This window comes from Cytobacillus sp. ABV4_503 (assembly GCF_056158445.1).
This window is the reverse complement of record NZ_JBSWTH010000001.1, coordinates 587,480-606,069: the sequence shown is the minus strand read 5'-3', so window position 1 is coordinate 606,069 and position 18,590 is coordinate 587,480. Positions and strand designations below refer to the sequence as shown.

At 45.7% G+C, this 18,590-nt stretch carries 16 protein-coding genes; 1 reads left to right on the top strand and 15 read right to left on the bottom strand.

What is annotated here, in order from left to right:
- Positions 1–57: 57 nt before the first annotated feature.
- The 14 genes from ACXAD1_RS03120 to ACXAD1_RS03055 form a co-directional block, all read right to left on the bottom strand.
- The gene (locus ACXAD1_RS03120) at positions 58–513 is read right to left on the bottom strand and encodes a hypothetical protein (RefSeq protein ID WP_206841538.1); all 456 of its coding nucleotides are present in this window, start codon (positions 511–513) and stop codon (positions 58–60) included.
- A gap of 60 nt (positions 514–573) precedes the next feature.
- A complete protein-coding gene (gene lhgO / locus ACXAD1_RS03115; RefSeq protein ID WP_474909452.1) occupies positions 574–1,782 on the bottom strand; it encodes an L-2-hydroxyglutarate oxidase in 1,209 nt (402 codons plus the stop codon).
- A gap of 18 nt (positions 1,783–1,800) precedes the next feature.
- On the bottom strand, positions 1,801–3,066 hold the full coding sequence (locus ACXAD1_RS03110) for a (Fe-S)-binding protein (RefSeq protein WP_474909451.1): 1,266 nt from the start codon (positions 3,064–3,066) through the stop codon (positions 1,801–1,803).
- A complete protein-coding gene (locus ACXAD1_RS03105) occupies positions 3,059–4,474 on the bottom strand; it encodes an FAD-binding oxidoreductase (protein WP_370223281.1) in 1,416 nt (471 codons plus the stop codon). Before ACXAD1_RS03105 ends, ACXAD1_RS03110 begins: the two co-directional genes overlap by 8 nt.
- Positions 4,471–5,190, bottom strand: coding sequence for a FadR/GntR family transcriptional regulator (locus ACXAD1_RS03100; RefSeq protein ID WP_370223283.1), 720 nt, complete (start codon positions 5,188–5,190; stop codon positions 4,471–4,473). The genes ACXAD1_RS03105 and ACXAD1_RS03100 overlap by 4 nt, the downstream gene beginning before the upstream one ends.
- A 13-nt stretch (positions 5,191–5,203) precedes the next feature.
- Entirely contained in the window at positions 5,204–7,168 is a 1,965-nt protein-coding gene (locus tag ACXAD1_RS03095) for a TRAP transporter permease (RefSeq protein WP_206841511.1), read from the bottom strand.
- Between the two features lie 13 nt (positions 7,169–7,181).
- Positions 7,182–8,198: a TAXI family TRAP transporter solute-binding subunit gene (locus ACXAD1_RS03090; protein WP_474909450.1), complete on the bottom strand. Its 1,017-nt coding sequence runs from the start codon at positions 8,196–8,198 to the stop codon at positions 7,182–7,184.
- A gap of 231 nt (positions 8,199–8,429) precedes the next feature.
- Complete coding sequence (locus ACXAD1_RS03085; RefSeq protein WP_474909449.1) at positions 8,430–8,927, bottom strand: N-acetyltransferase family protein; 498 nt, start codon at positions 8,925–8,927, stop codon at positions 8,430–8,432.
- A 24-nt stretch (positions 8,928–8,951) separates the two neighbouring features.
- A complete protein-coding gene (locus tag ACXAD1_RS03080; RefSeq protein WP_474909448.1) occupies positions 8,952–10,229 on the bottom strand; it encodes a M20 family metallo-hydrolase in 1,278 nt (425 codons plus the stop codon).
- Between the two features lie 272 nt (positions 10,230–10,501).
- Complete coding sequence (locus ACXAD1_RS03075) at positions 10,502–10,954, bottom strand: hypothetical protein (RefSeq protein WP_048010782.1); 453 nt, start codon at positions 10,952–10,954, stop codon at positions 10,502–10,504.
- Positions 10,947–11,768: a DUF3100 domain-containing protein gene (locus ACXAD1_RS03070; protein WP_035326022.1), complete on the bottom strand. Its 822-nt coding sequence runs from the start codon at positions 11,766–11,768 to the stop codon at positions 10,947–10,949. The genes ACXAD1_RS03075 and ACXAD1_RS03070 overlap by 8 nt, the downstream gene beginning before the upstream one ends.
- Before the next feature lie 26 nt (positions 11,769–11,794).
- Positions 11,795–12,655 (bottom strand): NAD(P)-dependent oxidoreductase, encoded by an 861-nt coding sequence (locus ACXAD1_RS03065; protein WP_474909447.1) that lies wholly within the window; start codon positions 12,653–12,655, stop codon positions 11,795–11,797.
- Positions 12,656–12,666: 11 nt separating this feature from the next.
- On the bottom strand, positions 12,667–14,163 hold the full coding sequence (locus ACXAD1_RS03060) for an aldehyde dehydrogenase family protein (protein ID WP_474909446.1): 1,497 nt from the start codon (positions 14,161–14,163) through the stop codon (positions 12,667–12,669).
- Positions 14,164–14,340: 177 nt separating this feature from the next.
- Positions 14,341–15,858, bottom strand: coding sequence for a helix-turn-helix domain-containing protein (locus tag ACXAD1_RS03055; protein WP_474909445.1), 1,518 nt, complete (start codon positions 15,856–15,858; stop codon positions 14,341–14,343).
- Between the two features lie 181 nt (positions 15,859–16,039).
- Between ACXAD1_RS03055 and treR the strand changes: the two genes are divergently transcribed.
- Positions 16,040–16,762: a trehalose operon repressor gene (gene treR, locus ACXAD1_RS03050; protein ID WP_206841476.1), complete on the top strand. Its 723-nt coding sequence runs from the start codon at positions 16,040–16,042 to the stop codon at positions 16,760–16,762.
- Between the two features lie 37 nt (positions 16,763–16,799).
- On the opposite strand, the gene ACXAD1_RS03045 is transcribed toward treR, so the two are convergent.
- Positions 16,800–18,533 (bottom strand): amylo-alpha-1,6-glucosidase, encoded by a 1,734-nt coding sequence (locus ACXAD1_RS03045; RefSeq protein WP_474909444.1) that lies wholly within the window; start codon positions 18,531–18,533, stop codon positions 16,800–16,802.
- Positions 18,534–18,590 lie beyond the last annotated feature (57 nt).

Sequence of the window (18,590 nt, the reverse complement as noted above, 5' to 3'; positions counted from 1 at the left end):
CGTTCATAATTTCTTCTTTAACGAGAAAAGCCGTTCCTTGATGGAATGGCTTTTTACTTACCGGTTATTCCGATGGAAGAATTCCTGATATCCATAAATAATCCATGCGTAGGTGGTGAAGAACAGGAAAATATAGATGGGCTTAAATTTGACTAGCTTATATAAGTTAAATTTTTCATACAAATAATTAAGCGGATAGGCGAATAGAAAGTCCATGATAGCGTTGACAGCCAGATAACGCTTAAAGTTTCCAAAGGTAAAATGAAAGATCCATAAGGTACCTATAAAAAACGGGCCAAGTATGAAGGTTAAATCATTGAGCAATTTCTTGAAGTGTCCGCCCTCTACTGTCCACCATTTAAAAGGAATGGCCAGGATGCTCATAATGAACACTAAAATTCCAGCAAAAACCGAGACGGTGGAAAATTTATTGAATGACTTTTTAGGCAAAAAAAATATGGTCAGCCAAGGAATGACCAAATGAAGCAGCCTGATCGCTGTAGTTGCTTTCATGTAAAAATCCCCTTTCTTCCATATTATGGTTCAGGGGATTTTGAATTATTCTCCAATTGTTTAAACAGCTGATTCCATCTTAAACATTCCATCCATCTTCCTGACGATTTCTTTCCCAATTTCAATGGATGCCGTCGCGGCCGGAGATGGTGCATTTAAAACATGAATGGAGCGTTTGCTCGGCACAATGAAAAAGTCATCGACTAATGAGCCATCGTCCTTCAAGGCTTGCGCTCTGACACCGGCCGGACCTGGAACAATATCATCCTTCTGGATGTCCGGCATAAGCTTCTGAACATTTTTCATGAAGAGCTCCTTGGATGCTGAGCGGATCATCTCTTCCACTCCCTCTTTCATATATTTCTTTGCGAGCTTCCAAAATCCTTTATAGGCGACAACCTCCATAAGGTCTGCCACATTCAGGTCTGTTTTCTTATAGCCCTCCCGCTTAAAGCTTAGAACGGCATTTGGGCCAACATCAATGGCTCCGTTAATCATGCGGGTAAAATGGACCCCAAGGAACGGGAAGTTGGGATTTGGCACAGGGTAGATAAGATTTTTGACGAGGCTGCTTTTCTCCGGTTTGAGCATATAATACTCTCCCCTGAATGGCACAATCTTGACATCCGTTTTCAATCCGGCAAGCTTGGCGATCCGGTCTGACTGCAGGCCGCCGCAGTTTACATAGTAAGCTCCCCTTACCTCTCCCCTGCTGGTCTGGACAACCACTTCCTGAGCCGTTTCGTCAATGGCTGATACTTTATGATTCAGCAGGATGTCCCCGCCTTTTGCTGTAATGATTTCAGCCATTTTTTCCGAAACCTGCTTATAGTTGACAATGCCAGCCATTGGCACATGTATGGCCTTTTTTCCGTTCACATGCGGCTCGATTTCATGGAGTTCAGCCTGGTCAATCATGCGGATGCCAAGGCCGTTGTCCAACCCGCGCTGATATAAATTGTCTATGAGCGGCAGCTCGAAATCTTCGCTTGCAACAATGACTTTTCCGCAGATATCCACTTCAATGCCTTGCTTACGGCAAAAATCTGTCATGGACTCACTGCCTTTTTTGGCAAGCCTGGCTTTATAGCTGCCAGGTTTATAGTAAATTCCTGAATGGATGACACCGCTGTTATGGCCCGTCTGGTGGGCCGCCACATGGCTTTCTTTTTCCAGGATGGCCACTTTTGCAGATGGAAACCGGTTCAGCAGCTCCATTCCTGTCGACAGGCCGACAATGCCCCCGCCAATAATGATGTAATCATACATGATCCTCCACCCTTTCTCTTATTTATGATCTATCCCGCAGGCTTCTGCCAGTATTTCAATAATATGGATAACACGGACCTTGTCTTCAAGCCCCTCGCGTTTGACCCCGAGGCACATCTGCAGATGGCAGCCGGGGTTGGACGTGACGATGGTGTCCGGCGAGATACTTTGGACATGTTCCATTTTGCTTTCAAGAATTTCCATGGATTCTTCGTAGTGGACAATATTATAAATCCCCGCCGATCCACAGCACATATCCCCTTTCGGAAGCGGAACATATGTAATGCCTGGTATGCTTTCGATGAGCTGAACGGGATCATCCGCCACCTTCTGAACATTTAACAAATGGCAGGATGGCTGATAGGTCACAGCACCTGAGAGTTCCCGGCTGAAGCTGATTCCGAGTTTGTTCAGTATTACACTTACATCCTTATTCTTTTGTGCGAACACACTGGCACGCTCTGCCCATTCCGGGTCATCTGCGAGAAGGTGATCATATTCAACGAGCATCGCACCGCAGCCGCCAATCGCATTTACCACAAAATCAAAGTTCCCTTTTTCAAAAGCCGCAATATTTTCCTTTGCCAGTTTCCTGGATGTTCCCGTATCTCCGCTATGGTTCTGCAGCGCCCCGCAGCAGGTCTGTTCTTTAATTACAGCTACTTCACAGCCGGCATGCTGAAGCAGCTTGATGCTGAGGTCATTGATTTTGGCAAAAAACACATCCATAATACAGCCTGTAAAAAAAGCAACGCGGGCTTTCGGCTGGCGCTCTGGCAGTAGGATGCCTGTTCTCAGGTGTTTATTTGGCATTTCCACAGCCGGAGCGATCTCTTCAAAAGCCCGAAGCTGTTCGGGAAGAATGCTGAGCAATTTGCTTTTGCGGGCAACCGAATCCATTCCTGTTTTTTGATAGGCCCGAAGTGAAGCTCTCATGGCTGCCAGCAGTTTTTTATTCGGCAAAGCTTTCTGCAGAGCCATGTTCTCCACGAATGGAGCTGGTGCTTCGGCAGCTTTTACTTGCTTAAATGACTCGAGGATTTTTCCATATTGAACATTGGTTGGACATGCCGTCTCACAGGCGCGGCAGCCAAGGCAGAGCTCCATCGATTCTGTAATTTCACCGATGGTTATTTTCCCTTCCGCCGCCATTTGCACAAGATTGATCCGTCCCCGTGGAGAATGCCTTTCTTTCCCCATGCTGGCATATGTGGGGCAGGCCGGAAGACAATAGCCGCATTGGACACAGTCAAACGTTTCTTTATAGGCGAGCTGGCTAGTCATGGACTAACACCAGCCTCTGCCCTTTTGTCTCGGGAAAAATCTTGCCTGGATTCATAATGTTGTTCGGATCCCACACTGTTTTCATTCGTTTCATCATGTCCAGCCCTGCTTCCCCCAGCTCCATCTCCATAAATGGCGCTTTCATGGTCCCAATGCCATGCTCCCCTGAGAGGGTTCCTCCCAATTCTATCGCTGCTGTAAAAATCTCCTCTACCGCTTTTTCCACCCGCTTCATTTCTTCTTTATCCTGCTTATCAGTTATGATATTCGGATGCAGATTTCCATCACCTGCATGACCGAATACGACTAAGTCGATTTCATATTTTGCCTTGATTTCCTGAAGCCTTCTGAACATCTCAGGAATCTTGCTTCTTGGAATTGTGGCATCTTCGGAAATTTTCGTCGGCTTTTTCCTCACGATGGCTGGCGAAACGAGCTTCCTCGCTTTCCATAGGTTCCCGGCAGATTCTTCATCCCTTGCAATGATAGCTTCCCTTGCACCAACTTCCAGACATACCTGCTTCACCTGCTCGCTTTCATCCCTGATGGCGATTGGATGGCCATCAAGTTCAATCAGGATAATGGCATCTACATCTACCGGGAGACCGATCGGCTGAAACTCTTCAACCGCCTGGATCGAAGCCTGGTCCATAATTTCCATTTTCGAAGGCAGGATGCCAGATGTGAGCACTGCCGATATCGCTTTTCCGGCATCAATAATATCATCAAATATGACCATGATCGTCTGGGTGGCCTGCGGTCTTGGAATCAGCTGAAGGGTGGCCTCTGTGATGATGCCCAGCGTCCCCTCCGATCCAACAATCAGCTTTGTCAGGTCATAGCCTGTGACGTTTTTGACCGTCCGTCCGCCTGTACGGATGATATTCCCTTCCGGCGTGACGATCTCGAGGCCCAAGACATAATCCTTTGTTACCCCGTACTTTAATCCCCGGGGCCCCCCTGCATTCTCGGCAAGGTTCCCTCCGATTGTGGATACATGGGAACTGCTTGGATCCGGGGGATACATCAGCCCATGCCGCTGTGCTTCACGGTCAATTTCAGCTGTAATGACGCCTGGAGATACAATCGCAACAGTATCTTCCGGGTCGATGATCAGCTTCTGGGTCCATCTGGAAAAATCAAGGACCATCCCGCCGTGGACAGGGAGCGGGCCTCCGCTCAGACTCGTTCCCCTGCCTCTTGGATAGACTGGTATTTTCATGTCATTGGCGAGCTTTACAATGCCTGCCACTTCCTCAGTCGAAACTGGCTGCAGGATGATCTCCGGAATATAGGCTCCAAATGAGCCATCGTATGAATATGAGACCAGGTCTGCTTTTTCAAGCAGAATGCGCTTTTCTGATCCCATAATGCTTTTAAGCCGATCAACAATCTGTTCGGTGATCACAACGGCACCTTCTTTCCTTCCCCTTCGTTCACCTTTAATTTCTTTGTCACATTCTCAAGATGCACCCGCATCGCCCTTGCCGCTCTTTCTTCATCCTGTTCTTTAATAGCTGTATAAATGCACATATGCTCCTGAAAAACCTGTTCGCGCTTTGCTGGAAGACCCACATTCTTCTTAAGGGAAAAGGCTATTGCTTTTCGGTACAGATCATCGATATTTTCCATTACCTGTATCATGAAGCGATTTTTCGTTGCAGCAATCAGGTGTTTATGAAAATTAACGTCTGCCTGATCGCCTACCGCTTCGGGGTTCGTCAGCGTGACTTCAAATTGATCGAGCGCTTCCTTCATTTTTTCCAGGTCGGCCTCATCACGACGCAAGGCAGCAATCGCTGCTGCCTGTGTCTCCATAACCATCCGCATTTCCAATAGCTCAAAAACCTGTTCCACAGGAATATATTCAATCGCTAAGGAACCAAGCATGTCTGCCATATTAACCTCTTTGACGAAGCTTCTGCCTCCTTGCCTGGATTCAATAATCCCGCTGGCAGATAATACGCTCAATGCTTCTCGAACAGGCGCACGGCTGACGCCAAACTGTTTGGCCAGTTCATTTTCGGATGGCATCGGCTCATTTGGCGTGAACTTGCCGTCCTTTATCATGTTCTTCAGCTGGTCCAGCACCTGGGCCGAGATTTTTTTCCGTTCGATTTTCATGGATGTTAACTCCTTATATGGTGATTTCGACTGAACTGCTTTTCTTAACTCTGATGATATGGAAGAGAATCGCAAACACACAAAGCCCGAGTCCGGCAATATCCGTGATCATGCCTGGCTTAATCAGCATTAATGCCCCTGCAAACATTAGGACTCTTTCAACAATCGTCAGCTTGGCATTCAGGTAGTTGCCAAGTGAACTTGCCAGGGCGTAAATGCCCAGCGTGCTTGTGATGACCACAAGTACTACTGATAAAATGGATATCGTTTCTCCCTCTGCTGCCTGAAGCAGAATGATAGGATTATAGGCAATCATGAATGGGATGATAAAGCCCGGAAGTGAGATTCTAAGCGCTTCCCATGATGTCTGCATCGCATTGGCGCCTGCCAGTCCTGCGGCCGTATAAGATGCCAGTGCCACTGGCGGTGTAATATTGGACAATGCACCAAACCAGAACACAAAGAAGTGTGCCGCGATCGGGTTAACGCCCGCTTCCACAAGTGCAGGAGCTGCCGTAACCGCAACGACAATGTAAAGAGCTGTGGATGGAAGCCCCATGCTTAAAACGATGCAAGTGAGCATGACGACGATTAAAATCAGCCAAAGCTGGCCGCCCGTTAATTCGACAATATTATAAGCTAATGTAGATCCAATTCCCGTCATGGTGACAACGCAGATGATGATTCCGATTGCTGCGCAGGCAATCCCGACTTGAATTGTCCCTCTTCCGCCTTCAATGAAAGCTTCAATAGTTTTAGAGATCGTGATTCTTGAAGATTTATCCTTTGCCAGCCAGCTCGCCACAATGACTGCACCGATTCCGGCAAATCCGGCAAATAAAGCTGTCTTTCCCATTAATAGCGTGGTGATGACAACGATGATCGGAATAAGCAGGACACCGCGTTCCTTCAGGATTTGGACGACATCCGGGATATTTTCTTTGCTGATGCCTTTCAGGCCTTGCTTTTTCGCTTCAATATCAATAGCAAAAATCAATGCGATATAGTAGAGAAAGCTTGGTATGATCGCTGCCAGGATGACCGTTGTATAAGAGATTCCAAGGAACCCGGCCATGATGAAGGCCGCAGCGCCCATAATCGGCGGCATGATCATTCCGCCTGTTGAAGCAGCAGCTTCTACAGCACCGGCAAACTTTGGCTTAAGTCCAATGGATTTCATCAATGGAATCGTAAAAGCTCCTGTTGTCGCAACATTGGCAACCGCACTTCCGCTCAAAGATCCTGTCAGTGCGCTGGAGATGACCGCTACTTGGGCAGGGCCTCCACGCTTTCTGCCTGCAATGGCCAAAGCCAGATCATTGAAAAGCTGGGTGGCACCGCTGACAGACAGGAAGGCACCAAAGAGGACGAACATGACGATGAACGTGGAAGCAGTCGAAAGCGTTAATCCCAGCACGCCCTCAGTCGTCATATAAAGACGGTATAGAAGGCGTTCTAGTGAAAAGCCGGCATGTCCGAAAATCCACGGGAAGTATGTGCCAAACAGGGCATATACAATAGCGCCTCCACACAGGATCGGGATAAATATCCCAACCGCCCGTCTCGAAGCTTCAAGGAGGACGATGATCGTAATGGCACCGAAGACATAGTCAATCATAATCGGCTGGGAGCCCCGGTCCACATGAATCGTTGTGTAATTAAGGAGCAGGTATCCAAGACCTGCAATGGCAAGTGCCGCAAATATATAATCAGGGGCTGTAAACCTTTTTTGATTGGAAGACTTTCCGGCAGGATAATAGAAAAAAGTCATAACCAAAAGGATGCCCAGGAAAATCAGGTTTCTATAAATCTCCTGAATATTGGATAACCCATTCGAATAAATGGCAAAAACAGAAAACAATACAGCGATGATGGCAGCCGCTTTTTTATATGGCCCCTCCAGCAGACGCATGCCGCCGCCTGCTTCTTTATCCAGGTCGGCTGGCTGTACAATAGGTTCGCTTGTTGATTTTGTCATTATTTCCCCTCCTTTATTTCGCTTCCGGCGGAATTAGATTTTCAGGAATATCAAGACCTGCTTCTTTAAAATATCTGTAGGCTCCGGCATGCAATGGAACAGATACTCCATCAAGGGCCGTTTCCAATGTCATTTCCTTGGCAGAGCTATGAACCTCATACATTTCATCCAGATTTTCATAGAGTGTTTTGGTTAAAATATAGATGGTTTCTTCGTCCATTTCTTTTGTTGTGGATAATAGGTTCGGCTGGGCAATGGTGTTGATATCTTCGTCAATGCGAGGATAGGTCCCTCCAGGAATCACATAACGGTACCAGCTGTCAGATACTGCATTAATGGCATCCAGCTGCTCATCAGTTACTTCCAAAATCGATGCTTTGACATTACTTGCATACATATCCGTTACAGCGGAAATCGGGATTCCTGCCGGAAGCGAGCCTCCATCCAATCTCCCGTCACGCATCGCGGAAACCGTGTCACTATAGCCAAGATACTCTGGTGAAATATCTTTTTTCGTAAGTTCAAGGCCATCCATCATCACGACTGTGGATTGCTCCGTACCGCTTGCCTGCGGCCCAACAGAAAATTGCGTTCCTTTAATATCGTCGATAGTTCCGCTTTTGATCTTGCTGTTCATCAGCACAAAATGCTCCACATTTGGCCAGAGCATGGAGATTGTGCGCAGGTCCTCATAGCGCTTTCCTTCAAAGGAGCCATCTCCTGCATAAGCCTGAGACGAAATTAACCCCTGAAGAATGGCAAGCTGTGCTTCCCCTTCACGAAGCAGTTCAATATTCTCAATGGATCCGGCTGAAGATTGGCCGCTCGCCTGGATTTTCTCACCCTTTAAATGGCTGCTCCATACATTGGCCATTCCAACCCCAATCGGGTAATATGTACCTCCTGTTGAAGCGGTGGCAACGGATACAAACTTTTTATCCTTGTTCTCGGCCGCTGTCCGCACACCAACAATGGCAATAAAAACAAGTGTTAGAACCGATATGATAATCTTCCACTTTTTCTGAATCATAAAATCCTCCCTTTCCAGTAATTATGTAAGCGCTTTTTCTAACTTGTATTACAAGTATACAAGATTACAGGTTTTGAATTCAATTAAAATTCAGACTTTTTGTTTTATTCCGGAAAATAAAATGGGCTCATCCTTTGATATTTCTATGTTTTCAAATGTAAAAACAGGAGATTTTACCTGGAGATAAACATAAGAAAGGCCATTTTCTCTGTGCAGAAAATGGCCTTTCTTTTATAACAGCTTACCCATATAGTATTCATCGGCAAATTCGCCGTTTATCAGTAGCGAATGTTTTTTCGTGCCTTCAATCTGGAATCCCGTCTTTTTATAAAGGGCGACACCTGCCTCATTACGGATAACAACTGTAAGTTCCAGCCTGTGGATATCGTGTTTACGCGCCCAGCGGTCAAGCTCTTCAAAAAGCTTGGTGCCGATCCCCTGGCCTCTGTGTTCGCTGAGGATGCCTGCAACGAGATAGGCTGAGTGCTTATTTCTCCTTGCCGCACCGCCAATGGCCATTACAAAGCCGATCAATCGGTTATCTTTTTCCGCTGCGATGATGGTGGAATGATCTTCTTTTTGAATGGCTTCAATTCTTTTTCTTTGTGCCTCGGCTGACGTCTTTCTTTCACCTGGCTCGAAAAGCATGTAGTCTGATTCGTTTTCTGTTTGTGTGATCAGGTTGGCCATTGCCTGGGCGTCTGCTGGTTTTATGTGGCGGATGATCATGGGGATTTCTCCTTTTTACTATTTTTACATAAGCCCTTCAACAAAATCCTTCAAAACGTGCACACCATATACACAGTCATTTAATGACGTCCATTCCCGCGGATTATGGCTGATGCCATCCCTGCTGCGGACGAACAGCATGGCGGCCGGCACTTCGGTTCCGACGATCATGGTGTCATGCCCGGCTCCGCTTGGGATGTAAACAGGATTAATATTGAACTTCTCAAGGGATTCTGCAATACCAGCCTGCAGGCTTTCATTAATTGGCAGAGGTTTGATTTTGGCATTCAGCTTCATTTGCACACCGATACTTCGCTCCTCTGCTATTTTCACCGCTTCATTCTTAATTTGATCAAGCAGCTGATCCCGGGTTCCTTCAAAAATATCCCTGATATCAACGGTTAATATTACTTTCTGGGCAATGACATTGAAGCCATTTGGATGCACGTTCAGCTTTCCGACAGTGGCAACAGCTGTATCACTGACCTGCTTTGGAAAATTCTCAATGGCAGCTACAAACAATGAGGCAGCCACCAGCGGATCTTTTCGTCCAGCCATCGGCGTATTTCCTGCATGTCCAGCTTCTCCTGTAAAGGTAACCTCCAGCGAGGCTGGCCCAGCAATGCCTTTTACCACTCCAACTGGCTGATTCTCTCTCTCCAGCACCTTCCCCTGCTCGATATGGACTTCCACAAAGGTTTCGATTTCACGCCTGTTTTCTCCTGCCTTTAAGCACTCTTCCGCACTGCTGCCATATTCGGTCAGCACTTCCCGAAAAGACTTGCCATTTTCATCCTGAAGGCTATCCATTTCCTCCGGCCTCAGCTGATCCATAAATGCCCGGCTGCCTGTTAAGCTGCTCTTGAATCTCGAACCCTCTTCATCTGAAAAAATCACAATCTCATACGGCTTCTCCGGTATGTAACCAGTTTCTTTCCATGACTCTGCAACTTCCAATGCTGAGAGAACCCCTAACGGTCCATCGAAGTGCCCCCCATTTGGAACACTGTCCACATGGGAACCGGAAGCGATTGAAGGTCCTTCTGTTTTGCCTTCCAATCTGCCGAATACATTTCCTGCTCCATCTTCAGTCACAGTAAGACCAGCGTTTTTCATCCACTTGATTACTAGCTCTTTCGCTTTCTTCTCTTCAGCAGAATAGCCTGGGCGGGTCACCCCTCCGCTTTCCATGAAGCCTATCCTTGAAAGCTCATCAAGTCTTGAGGCCAATCTTTCTCCGTTTACACCCGAATGAGTAAGTTCTTGGTCATAATCTTTTAATAACTGTTCATAAAGGTTCATGGGTTTCACTCTTTCTAATTTTGTTGAGATACTATTGACACTGTGAGATTACTGGAATGTTGATTCTGCGCGAAGTGACCGATATTTTGGAAAACTGACCGATAAAATAGAATTTCGACCGATATATCAAAAAAGTAACCGATAAATTATTAATCTGGCCGATAAACCTGTAAAAGAGGCCGATATCTTTAGAAACAGTGCCAAAATAATGACTTTATGCCTGATTCAGAGCAAAAAGCCCGGCAGATATCCACCTGCCAGGCCGCAAATCATTAAATAATCCCCTGCATTCGCAGAATAATCTCGGCAATTACTGCAGATCCGATGAAGGTTCCGAAGAACACGAAGACTGCGACAATAATGCTTCTCCAGCCCAGCTTAGAAAAGTCAGCCCAGTTCTTTCCGATCGAGATCCCTGCATAAGCCAGAATTGGCGTAGCAAGAGCCAGGATATTGACCTGAGTTGTCCACTCGACAACATATTCAGATCCCGGTACTCCCGGAATGGAAACGATGATTCCGATAATCCCGATATATCCGACGCTCGGGATATTGCCTGGCAGCACTTTTTCAAGAATCAGACCCAGCACACTGATGACAATTAAAACTAGCATGCCCGGAATGGCTGCAGACGGCAGGATATCGTAGCCTACCCAGTTGCCGATCAGCGCTGAAAGACCAAAAATCGCCAATATTAAAAACCATTCAGTGATATTTTTAAGCATGGATATCTCCCCCTTTGTCCGCAGCCTTTTTCTCTTTGCGTTTCATCATGATGCTGTACAGCTTTTCAGTAAGAGGCAATCCAATAAAAATACTGGCATACAGACCCGTTGAAAGTGAAAGCAGGTTGCTGGCGCCTGCGAAGGCAACAATCTGTGCCTCCATTTCAGGAAAGGCAGCGACAAGCGATCCGCTGGCGGCCGCCATCATGCTCCCGCTTCCCACCCCCGACGCCATCGCGAACGACAGCGGATGGAGCGGCGTAATCGTGGCCAGGAATCCGGAAATCAATCCAAGGAAGGCAGCACCAAATACAGTACCGAAAATATAAATAGCCATTACTCCTCTGCCTTCTGGCGAATCAAATCCGTATTTATTCATAATCAGCCCGACGTTCGGCTCCCGGCCAATCGAGTGGGTCATGCCAATAGCTTCTCTTTTAAAGCCAAGAAAAATGGCTACTGGCAGTGCAAATAAAATCGTTCCCAGGTTACCAAGTTCCTGCAGCAATAATGATGGCCCCGCCGCAATGATTGCCTCGATTTGCGGCCCGATCGTTACCCCAATTTTCGCAATTAAAAGAGTAACTCCCAGCACGATGAGGGGCTCTGCATTTTTAGCCTGTTTTTCTTTAATAAGCGGAGTGAAGTAAAGTCCCAGTCCTAGGAAAAAAGCATAGAGCATAGGCAGCAGCAGAATAACCCCTGCTCCTACTTTAAAGCTGATCTGTCCAATCGCTTCGGTAGCCGCAACCAGAACCAGCACAACGGCATGCAAGCGCCAATCTTTTAAAATTTCTGTCTTTTCATTTTTCATGTTTTCCCCCCTAGATTAAAAGATTACTAGATAGATCCGCACACTGCGGAAGAATCAAGCTTGCCCTTCCCTTGCTCCATCGCCTTTTCATAGATATCGCATACCAGCTGACCCAAAGGAGAATCTTCACTATAAAATTCGGCTGTTTCTTTGTATAAGTGAATATCCTTATTCATGTGCTCCAGGCTGAACAGCACATTCCCGTATGTATGCTGAAGGATATTCTCACCGAATACGGTAAGGACGCGATTATGTGCAGACCCGCTTTGAATGACTTCCGCCAGCTGAGTCCGGCTGACACCGGCTTTCTCCCCAACTGCAAGGACCTCCCCCAGGCCTGCAGTCGTTAAAGCAACAAGCATATTGTGGCACAGCTTTGCCACCTGTCCTGATCCTGAAGGACCCAGCAGAAAAATATTTTTTCCAACGCTCTCCAGGACCGGGCGAATGTCCGGCAAGTATTTATCGTCTCCCCCAACCATTATAGTCAGCGTACCGGCATCAGCACCCTGTGGTCCCCCGCTCAGCGGACAGTCATAAAAATGGGTGCCTTGCTCCTTTGCAGCCTGATTTAACTCCTGGGCTGTTTTTGGGTCAATGGTGCTCATATCCAGAACGAAACTGTGAGGCTTTAAAGCGGAAAAGACTCCACTTTCACCCATCATAACATCTTTTACAATACCTGGTCCAGGCAATGAAGAAATTACTAGATCCGCCTGTCTTGCTGCCTCGAATGGAGAAGGCTGGGGAATAGCCCCCAGCTCCCCGCATTTTGCGAGTGCCTCCTGACTTGGGTCATAAGCATACACCTGATATCCGTTTTTGATTAAATTTTTCACAATGCCTTTTCCCATGGCCCCGCAGCCAATCACGCCTATGTTTTTCATCCTCTCCCTCCTCAAGGTTTTATATAAACTGTTTTTGTATCCAGCCAGAAATCCAATGCCGTGCTGCCCTGTTCACGCGGTCCGATGCTGGATGTCTTTTTGCCGCCAAATGGAAGCTGGTTTTCATAATGGTTGGATGGGATATTCACGTGCGTGACGCCTGTTTCAATTTTCCGGACAAAATCGAATGCTTTTTGAAGGTCATTCGTAAAAATGGCAGATGACAGGCCAAAGTCCGTATCATTTGCAAGCTCAATTGCCTCGTCATAAGAATTTACTTCCATCACAGCCACAACCGGCCCGAAAATCTCTTCCTGGGCGATTGTAAAATCCTTCGTCACTTTACTGAAAACAGTTGGAGCGACGAAATAGCCATTCGCCATATCGCCATCTGTCAGCTGCTTTCCGCCATATTCGAGCACCGCTCCTTCTTCGATGGCACTATTGACATAATGGAGATACGTATTCAATTGATGCTTATTTGCAACAGCACCGTTGTCGAATCCTTCCCGGATCCCATTGCCAACCTTTATTTGCTCTGCTTTTTCAACCAGCAGTTCAATGACCTTTCGGGAAATGGAACGGGGCACAATCACGCGGCTGGTTCCCGTACAGCTTTGGCCGTTATTATAAAATCCGCTGATGACCACGCTCTGAACAGCCTCTTCCAGATTGGCATCCTCCAGAATGATCGTCGCATTCTTCCCGCCCATTTCAGCCTGCATTTTTCCGCCATGGGCTGTTACAAGCTTGCCAAGGTGGATGCCCACATCAGAGGAGCCAGTAAACGACACTGCCTTAATTTCCGGATTGGTCCCAATCTCTTCTCCCACGACAGAACCCGGGCCAGTAATCATATTCAGAACTCCCGCTGGCATTCCGGCCTTCTCGAACAGCTCGACTACTTTCACTGCGATTAGAGACGTGTCACTTGCGGCCTTATAGATGATCGTATTTCCCGCCAGCATGGAAGGTGCAATTTTATAAATAGCGATTCCGAGCGGAAAATTAAATGGCGTAACTACAGCCACCACACCCAGCGGCTCCTGAATCGTGCAGGCGAAGGTTTTCGGATCAATCGCAGGCACGGTTTCTCCCGAGATCCGGTTAGCCTCGCCGCTGAAGTGCTTCAGAGCCTGAACCGTTGCATCCACTTCCTTGCGGGCTGACTCTATCGTTTTGCCTACTTCCTTCGTAATGATTTCAGCTAATTCCTCTTTTTCCTGCTGGATGAGAAAGATCAGTTTAAAAAGGATGTCCCCCCGGCAGATTGGAGATGTATTTTTCCACATGGGAAAAGCCCTCTTTGCACTCTCAATTGCTTTTTGCACATCAACCTCATTCGATTTCTGAAAGTAACCCAGTACCTCATCTATATGGTTTGGATTCAAGCTGGGATACGTCTCCCCTGTCACAGAAGGAACCCATTCCCCTCCGATGTAATTGTAATAAGTTTCTGCACCAGTATTCCTGATCTCAGTTTTCTGGCTATTAACCTCTGTACTCATCCAATCTCTCCTTATCGCTTAAGTTGAGATTATTATAATATTTAGAATATTCTATGTACACGTGCCGATAGACAAATATTCCTTCCCTTCTTTGTGGCAATCCCCAATTAAGGGTTTAAAAAGTCGAAAACCTGGAAGGCCAGGACCACTGTAATCCAATCTTCTTTCCGGGAAAAATCAAGCTTGCAGCTCGCTCTCGATTTTTTTCAGCCGGTAAGCCAATGTATTGGGATGAATATGCATCTCTTCTGCTGTTTGTTTGTGGCTTTGATTATGTGCCAGAAAGATTTGCATCGTTTTCAAATATTCAGGCTCCATCTTTAAAAGAGAGCCAATTTTATCGGATACAAATTTATTCAGCAAGTTGCGGTCGGTGTTGAGCCACAGTCTTTCAGCACCAAGCTCAGAATAAGTGATAAAGGATTTGTGCTGATGATTTTTGGCAAATGACAGGGCTTCGGCAGCTTCCTGATAGGTATCTGTCATATCTGTTAAGGCAACCTCTCTGCCCAAACCAATGACTGCTCTTTTCACCTTTCGCTGAATATCATCAGCTAAATTATGGTCATATTTTTTCCGGCCATTCACCAGAAGTGCAATGATTTGGTTTGATTTCGTAAAAATGATCGAAGTATCACAGTATGTAATCAGGATCTGCTCGATCGATCGGATAAGCTTTTCTTTCTGAAGGATGGAAGCAGCATCCCATAGAAAACCAGACTTGCAGTCCACCATCATACAGGCGACACTGCTTTTCTCGTTCAGGCGGAAAGTTTCCAGAATCCTGGTATTCAGGCGTCCGCCATTGATTAAATCATGAAAGGCCTCTTCCCTTAGATGCATCTCTTTTTCAAAAAGCGTATTCTGCCTGACAAACTCCAATGACAAAGCTGTTGAAGCGTGTTCAAGAGCAGCCTTCTGGATATTTGTCAAACGCTCGATTGGTTCATTCAAAAGGAAATACCCGAAAAGTTCGTTGGAATTTATGATCGGAAATGAATGGGAGGTCTCAACTGGCGACTCTGCAAAGATTACCGGGGTACTCAAAATATGACTGATCGTATCCAGGATATACGAAGTTCCCCTCCCCTCCAGCAGAATCTTCGTGAATTTCCGGTGGATATCAAGGGATTGGCTCAGTTCTTCATTTTTTCGCTTCACTTCTTCGTAAAGCTTCGAGTTCATGATGGCAATAGCCGCCTGGTCTGCCACCACCTCCAAAACATGAAAGTCGGCTTCAGTAAACTGTACATCATTGTCGAAATTATCCACCACAAGCACACCGATGCAATCTTCTTTATAAACCAATGGGACGACGATTCCGCTTTTCACATCCCGCTGGAAAACGCCATTAAAAAAGTGAACATAATTTGTCTCATTCATCCGGCTCATATGCTCCCTGAACTCACTCCCTGAAGCAATTACGCCTTTCTTAGTCAGAAAAACCTGTCCAGTCAGGGATTCTCCAGGCTCAAACCTCACCTGGCTCATAAAGCCAGCCTCCACCCCTACCCCACTGGAAAAATGCAATAATCCATCTTCATTTAATGTGTAAAGGATGGTTGTGTCAGCATGATCTACTAAATCAAAGGCTGCTTGTACCAGCCTCTTTAGAATCTCCTCCAGTTCAAGAGATTGGGTTAAACTCCGATTAATTTCCAGGAGGCTTGAGATTTTGTCCTGCATGATGGTCATGGCTGTTCTCCTTCCTATCATGATAGTTAAAATCTATTATAGGGGATATTTTGTACAAAATGGCCTTTTCAAAATGGTTTTTCCTAATCTGGTCTTTGAAAGTTAGATTCTGCCTTCAAATTTCACAATTAGACTTTGGAAAGTTATTATAAAGTTAGAGAAAATGCATATAGGAGATATCATGGCAAAAATTAAGTATCTTGAGATTTATAATGATTTAAAAAATAAAATAGACAGCAAGGTGTATGCGTTTCAGCAGCTGCTTCCTTCTGAGAATACCTTGATCAAGCAGTATGAATGCTCCAGGAATACCGTACGGCGGGCGATTGCCAATCTTGTTTCCGATGGGTATGTCCAAACTATTCACGGGCAAGGCGTCCGTGTGATTTTTCAGGAGCTAAAGCAAAAAGAGTACCTGTTTGGCGGTATCGAGACGTTTAAGGAGTCTTCAATCAGAAACAAAAATAAATACCGGACTGAAGTAGTTTTTTTTGAAGAGAGAATCGTAGATGAACAACTAAGACAGGTAACTTCTTTTCCAATCGGGATTAAAATCTATCATTTGCAAAGGGTCCGATATCTGGATGAAAAGCCTTTGATTATTGATTACAACTATTTTCGAAAAGATATTGTAAAAGGATTAACAAAGGAGATTGCAGAGGATTCTATTTACGAATTCATGGAAAATGAGTTAAAGGAAAGCATCATTACAACGAAAAGAATGATGACAGTTGAAAAGGTAAATGAGCTGGACCAAAACTATTTGGACCTGATAGAATACAACTGTGTCGCCGTTGTCACCAATTTCACATATAACTCAGATGGAGTCATGTTTGAGTTTACTCAGTCAAGGCATACCCCTGACTCCTTCGTGTTTTTTGAGCAGGCACAAAGGATAAAATAAACTATCCCCGGCATATTGATCCCGGGGATTTTTCTTATTATGCCCTCGCTTGCTGAACCTTAGCAGCCAGATAAATGAACGCGCTTGCTGTCCAAGTAAAGGACGGGTCCCTTAACCCTTCACCTGTAAGAGCATTAAAGTTTTCTGCAAATCCATTCAGATGAACAAGTTCACAATATTTTTCGCTAACGGACAGCGCTGCCTCTTTTTCGCCGCATCTTTCCAAGGCATCGATAAGAATTAGCGTGGTGGGTGCCCAGATAGCGCCGCGCCAATAGGCATCGTCCTGGTAAAGACTGCTATCAACTGCCTCTGAAGCAATGCCCCAATTTGTCGTATATTTGCCGCCCGTAATGGTTTCCACCATTTTGTTTCTTGCAGAAGCCGGCAGTTTATCTGCGATCAGAAGAGACATGAGCGGCAGGAAACTCTCGCTTTTAATCACTTCACCAGTAGACATGACACGTGCGGCAGGAAGATCATCTACAAGGAAATAGGAACAAAACAGAGCTGTCAGCCTTTTGGATTCCTGTTCCCAGAAGAATTTCTCTTCTGATTTTCCGAGCTTTTCTGCAACCGTCGCAAGCATATCCATATCCTTGATTAGAAAAGCGGTCAGATCCGGCGAGTCTATGATATTCGCATTTCTGAATACCGTGCTATTATCTTGTCCCGAATCATTACCATGATGGTATTCAGGGATGCCATCTTCATTGGAATCTTTATAGGTCAGATAAAACTGGACCTGATTCTCTATTTGATGATAAATGGTCTCAAGCTGCCCTGTTGTGAAGTCCATTTTTTCCATCATTTTTGCATAAGTCCAGCCGTGCACAGGCGGTTTGGCAAAATTCCAGCGGATGGTCGAGTCACTAAGCGAACCAGGAATTTGTCCAAGCTCATCCTGATAATCAAAAAGGACTGCCATTTGATCCCATGCCAATTGCGGATCAACGTCAGCCAAAGCAATCGCGTTAAAGCAGTGATCCCAGCTCCATGTGCCAAGGAAATAGTTATTTGAGACGAACATCGTATCCCTCTTCAGGTAGCCTTCCGGCTTAACAACTGAGGACCAATTAATATACGCCGCATTGATCTGGGTATCCCTATATTTTTCAGGGACCTCAGGCAGCTTGCTGCAATAATCCTGAAAGGCTTTCCTGCTGTTTTCAAAAGATTGGCCAAAGCTGTATTCCCGTTCTGCTGGCTTTCCTCCATGTGTAGGAAGGTCTTCAATAACACATAAAAAACCGCTCTCAGCAACGGGTGAAATTTCAATAGCAGACTGATTTTCTGCTTTATTTGTGCTTCCCCTGCTGTCCATGTAGACATCCTGATTCAAGGAAACGGATCCGCTAGGACAGAAAATCATAAATTTGGTTAAGTTTTTATAGCTGTTTACGATACAGTACTCGCTGCCTTTTTTCCCTAATAAATAATTATATTCAAAATTGTAGACGGGCTGCGTATCCAGAAGGAGTCCAACTTTTTCTCCTGTTCCTTTAATAACAATCCTCGAATCACTATCAAAACAGATAAAAATTTCACCGCCGGATAATCGGATAGTGATCTGATTATAGTCTGCTATGTATTCGTAATCCACGGGTGCTCCGCTGACAGTCGGAATCAACTTTAGCACATTCATATGGCTTCTTGACTTGCCTCTTAAAGAGTTTAAAAAAAGGCCTGTTTTTAATGCCTCCCCATTTTCCTGAAAGGCAAGAGCCATATAAGAGCCATAAAAGCTTAACGGTGTTTTCGTTATATCCATGATAGCCGGACACTCCTTAAAAATTTTTCAAAATTATTTGTATATACAAGTCGATTA

What these genes read in the sequence shown, in the direction of transcription:
- ACXAD1_RS03120 (WP_206841538.1), bottom strand. Translation starts at nt 513, where the DNA reads ATGAAAGCAACTACAGCGATCAGGCTGCTTCATTTGGTCATTCCTTGG.
- lhgO (WP_474909452.1), bottom strand. Translation starts at nt 1,782, where the DNA reads ATGTATGATTACATCATTATTGGCGGGGGCATTGTCGGCCTGTCGACA.
- ACXAD1_RS03110 (WP_474909451.1), bottom strand. Translation starts at nt 3,066, where the DNA reads ATGACTAGCCAGCTCGCCTATAAAGAAACGTTTGACTGTGTCCAATGC.
- ACXAD1_RS03100 (WP_370223283.1), bottom strand. Translation starts at nt 5,190, where the DNA reads ATGAAAATCGAACGGAAAAAAATCTCGGCCCAGGTGCTGGACCAGCTG.
- ACXAD1_RS03095 (WP_206841511.1), bottom strand. Translation starts at nt 7,168, where the DNA reads ATGACAAAATCAACAAGCGAACCTATTGTACAGCCAGCCGACCTGGAT.
- ACXAD1_RS03090 (WP_474909450.1), bottom strand. Translation starts at nt 8,198, where the DNA reads ATGATTCAGAAAAAGTGGAAGATTATCATATCGGTTCTAACACTTGTT.
- ACXAD1_RS03085 (WP_474909449.1), bottom strand. Translation starts at nt 8,927, where the DNA reads ATGATCATCCGCCACATAAAACCAGCAGACGCCCAGGCAATGGCCAAC.
- ACXAD1_RS03080 (WP_474909448.1), bottom strand. Translation starts at nt 10,229, where the DNA reads ATGAACCTTTATGAACAGTTATTAAAAGATTATGACCAAGAACTTACT.
- ACXAD1_RS03075 (WP_048010782.1), bottom strand. Translation starts at nt 10,954, where the DNA reads ATGCTTAAAAATATCACTGAATGGTTTTTAATATTGGCGATTTTTGGT.
- ACXAD1_RS03070 (WP_035326022.1), bottom strand. Translation starts at nt 11,768, where the DNA reads ATGAAAAATGAAAAGACAGAAATTTTAAAAGATTGGCGCTTGCATGCC.
- ACXAD1_RS03065 (WP_474909447.1), bottom strand. Translation starts at nt 12,655, where the DNA reads ATGAAAAACATAGGCGTGATTGGCTGCGGGGCCATGGGAAAAGGCATT.
- ACXAD1_RS03060 (WP_474909446.1), bottom strand. Translation starts at nt 14,163, where the DNA reads ATGAGTACAGAGGTTAATAGCCAGAAAACTGAGATCAGGAATACTGGT.
- ACXAD1_RS03055 (WP_474909445.1), bottom strand. Translation starts at nt 15,858, where the DNA reads ATGACCATCATGCAGGACAAAATCTCAAGCCTCCTGGAAATTAATCGG.
- treR (WP_206841476.1), top strand. Translation starts at nt 16,040, where the DNA reads ATGGCAAAAATTAAGTATCTTGAGATTTATAATGATTTAAAAAATAAA.
- ACXAD1_RS03045 (WP_474909444.1), bottom strand. Translation starts at nt 18,533, where the DNA reads ATGGATATAACGAAAACACCGTTAAGCTTTTATGGCTCTTATATGGCT.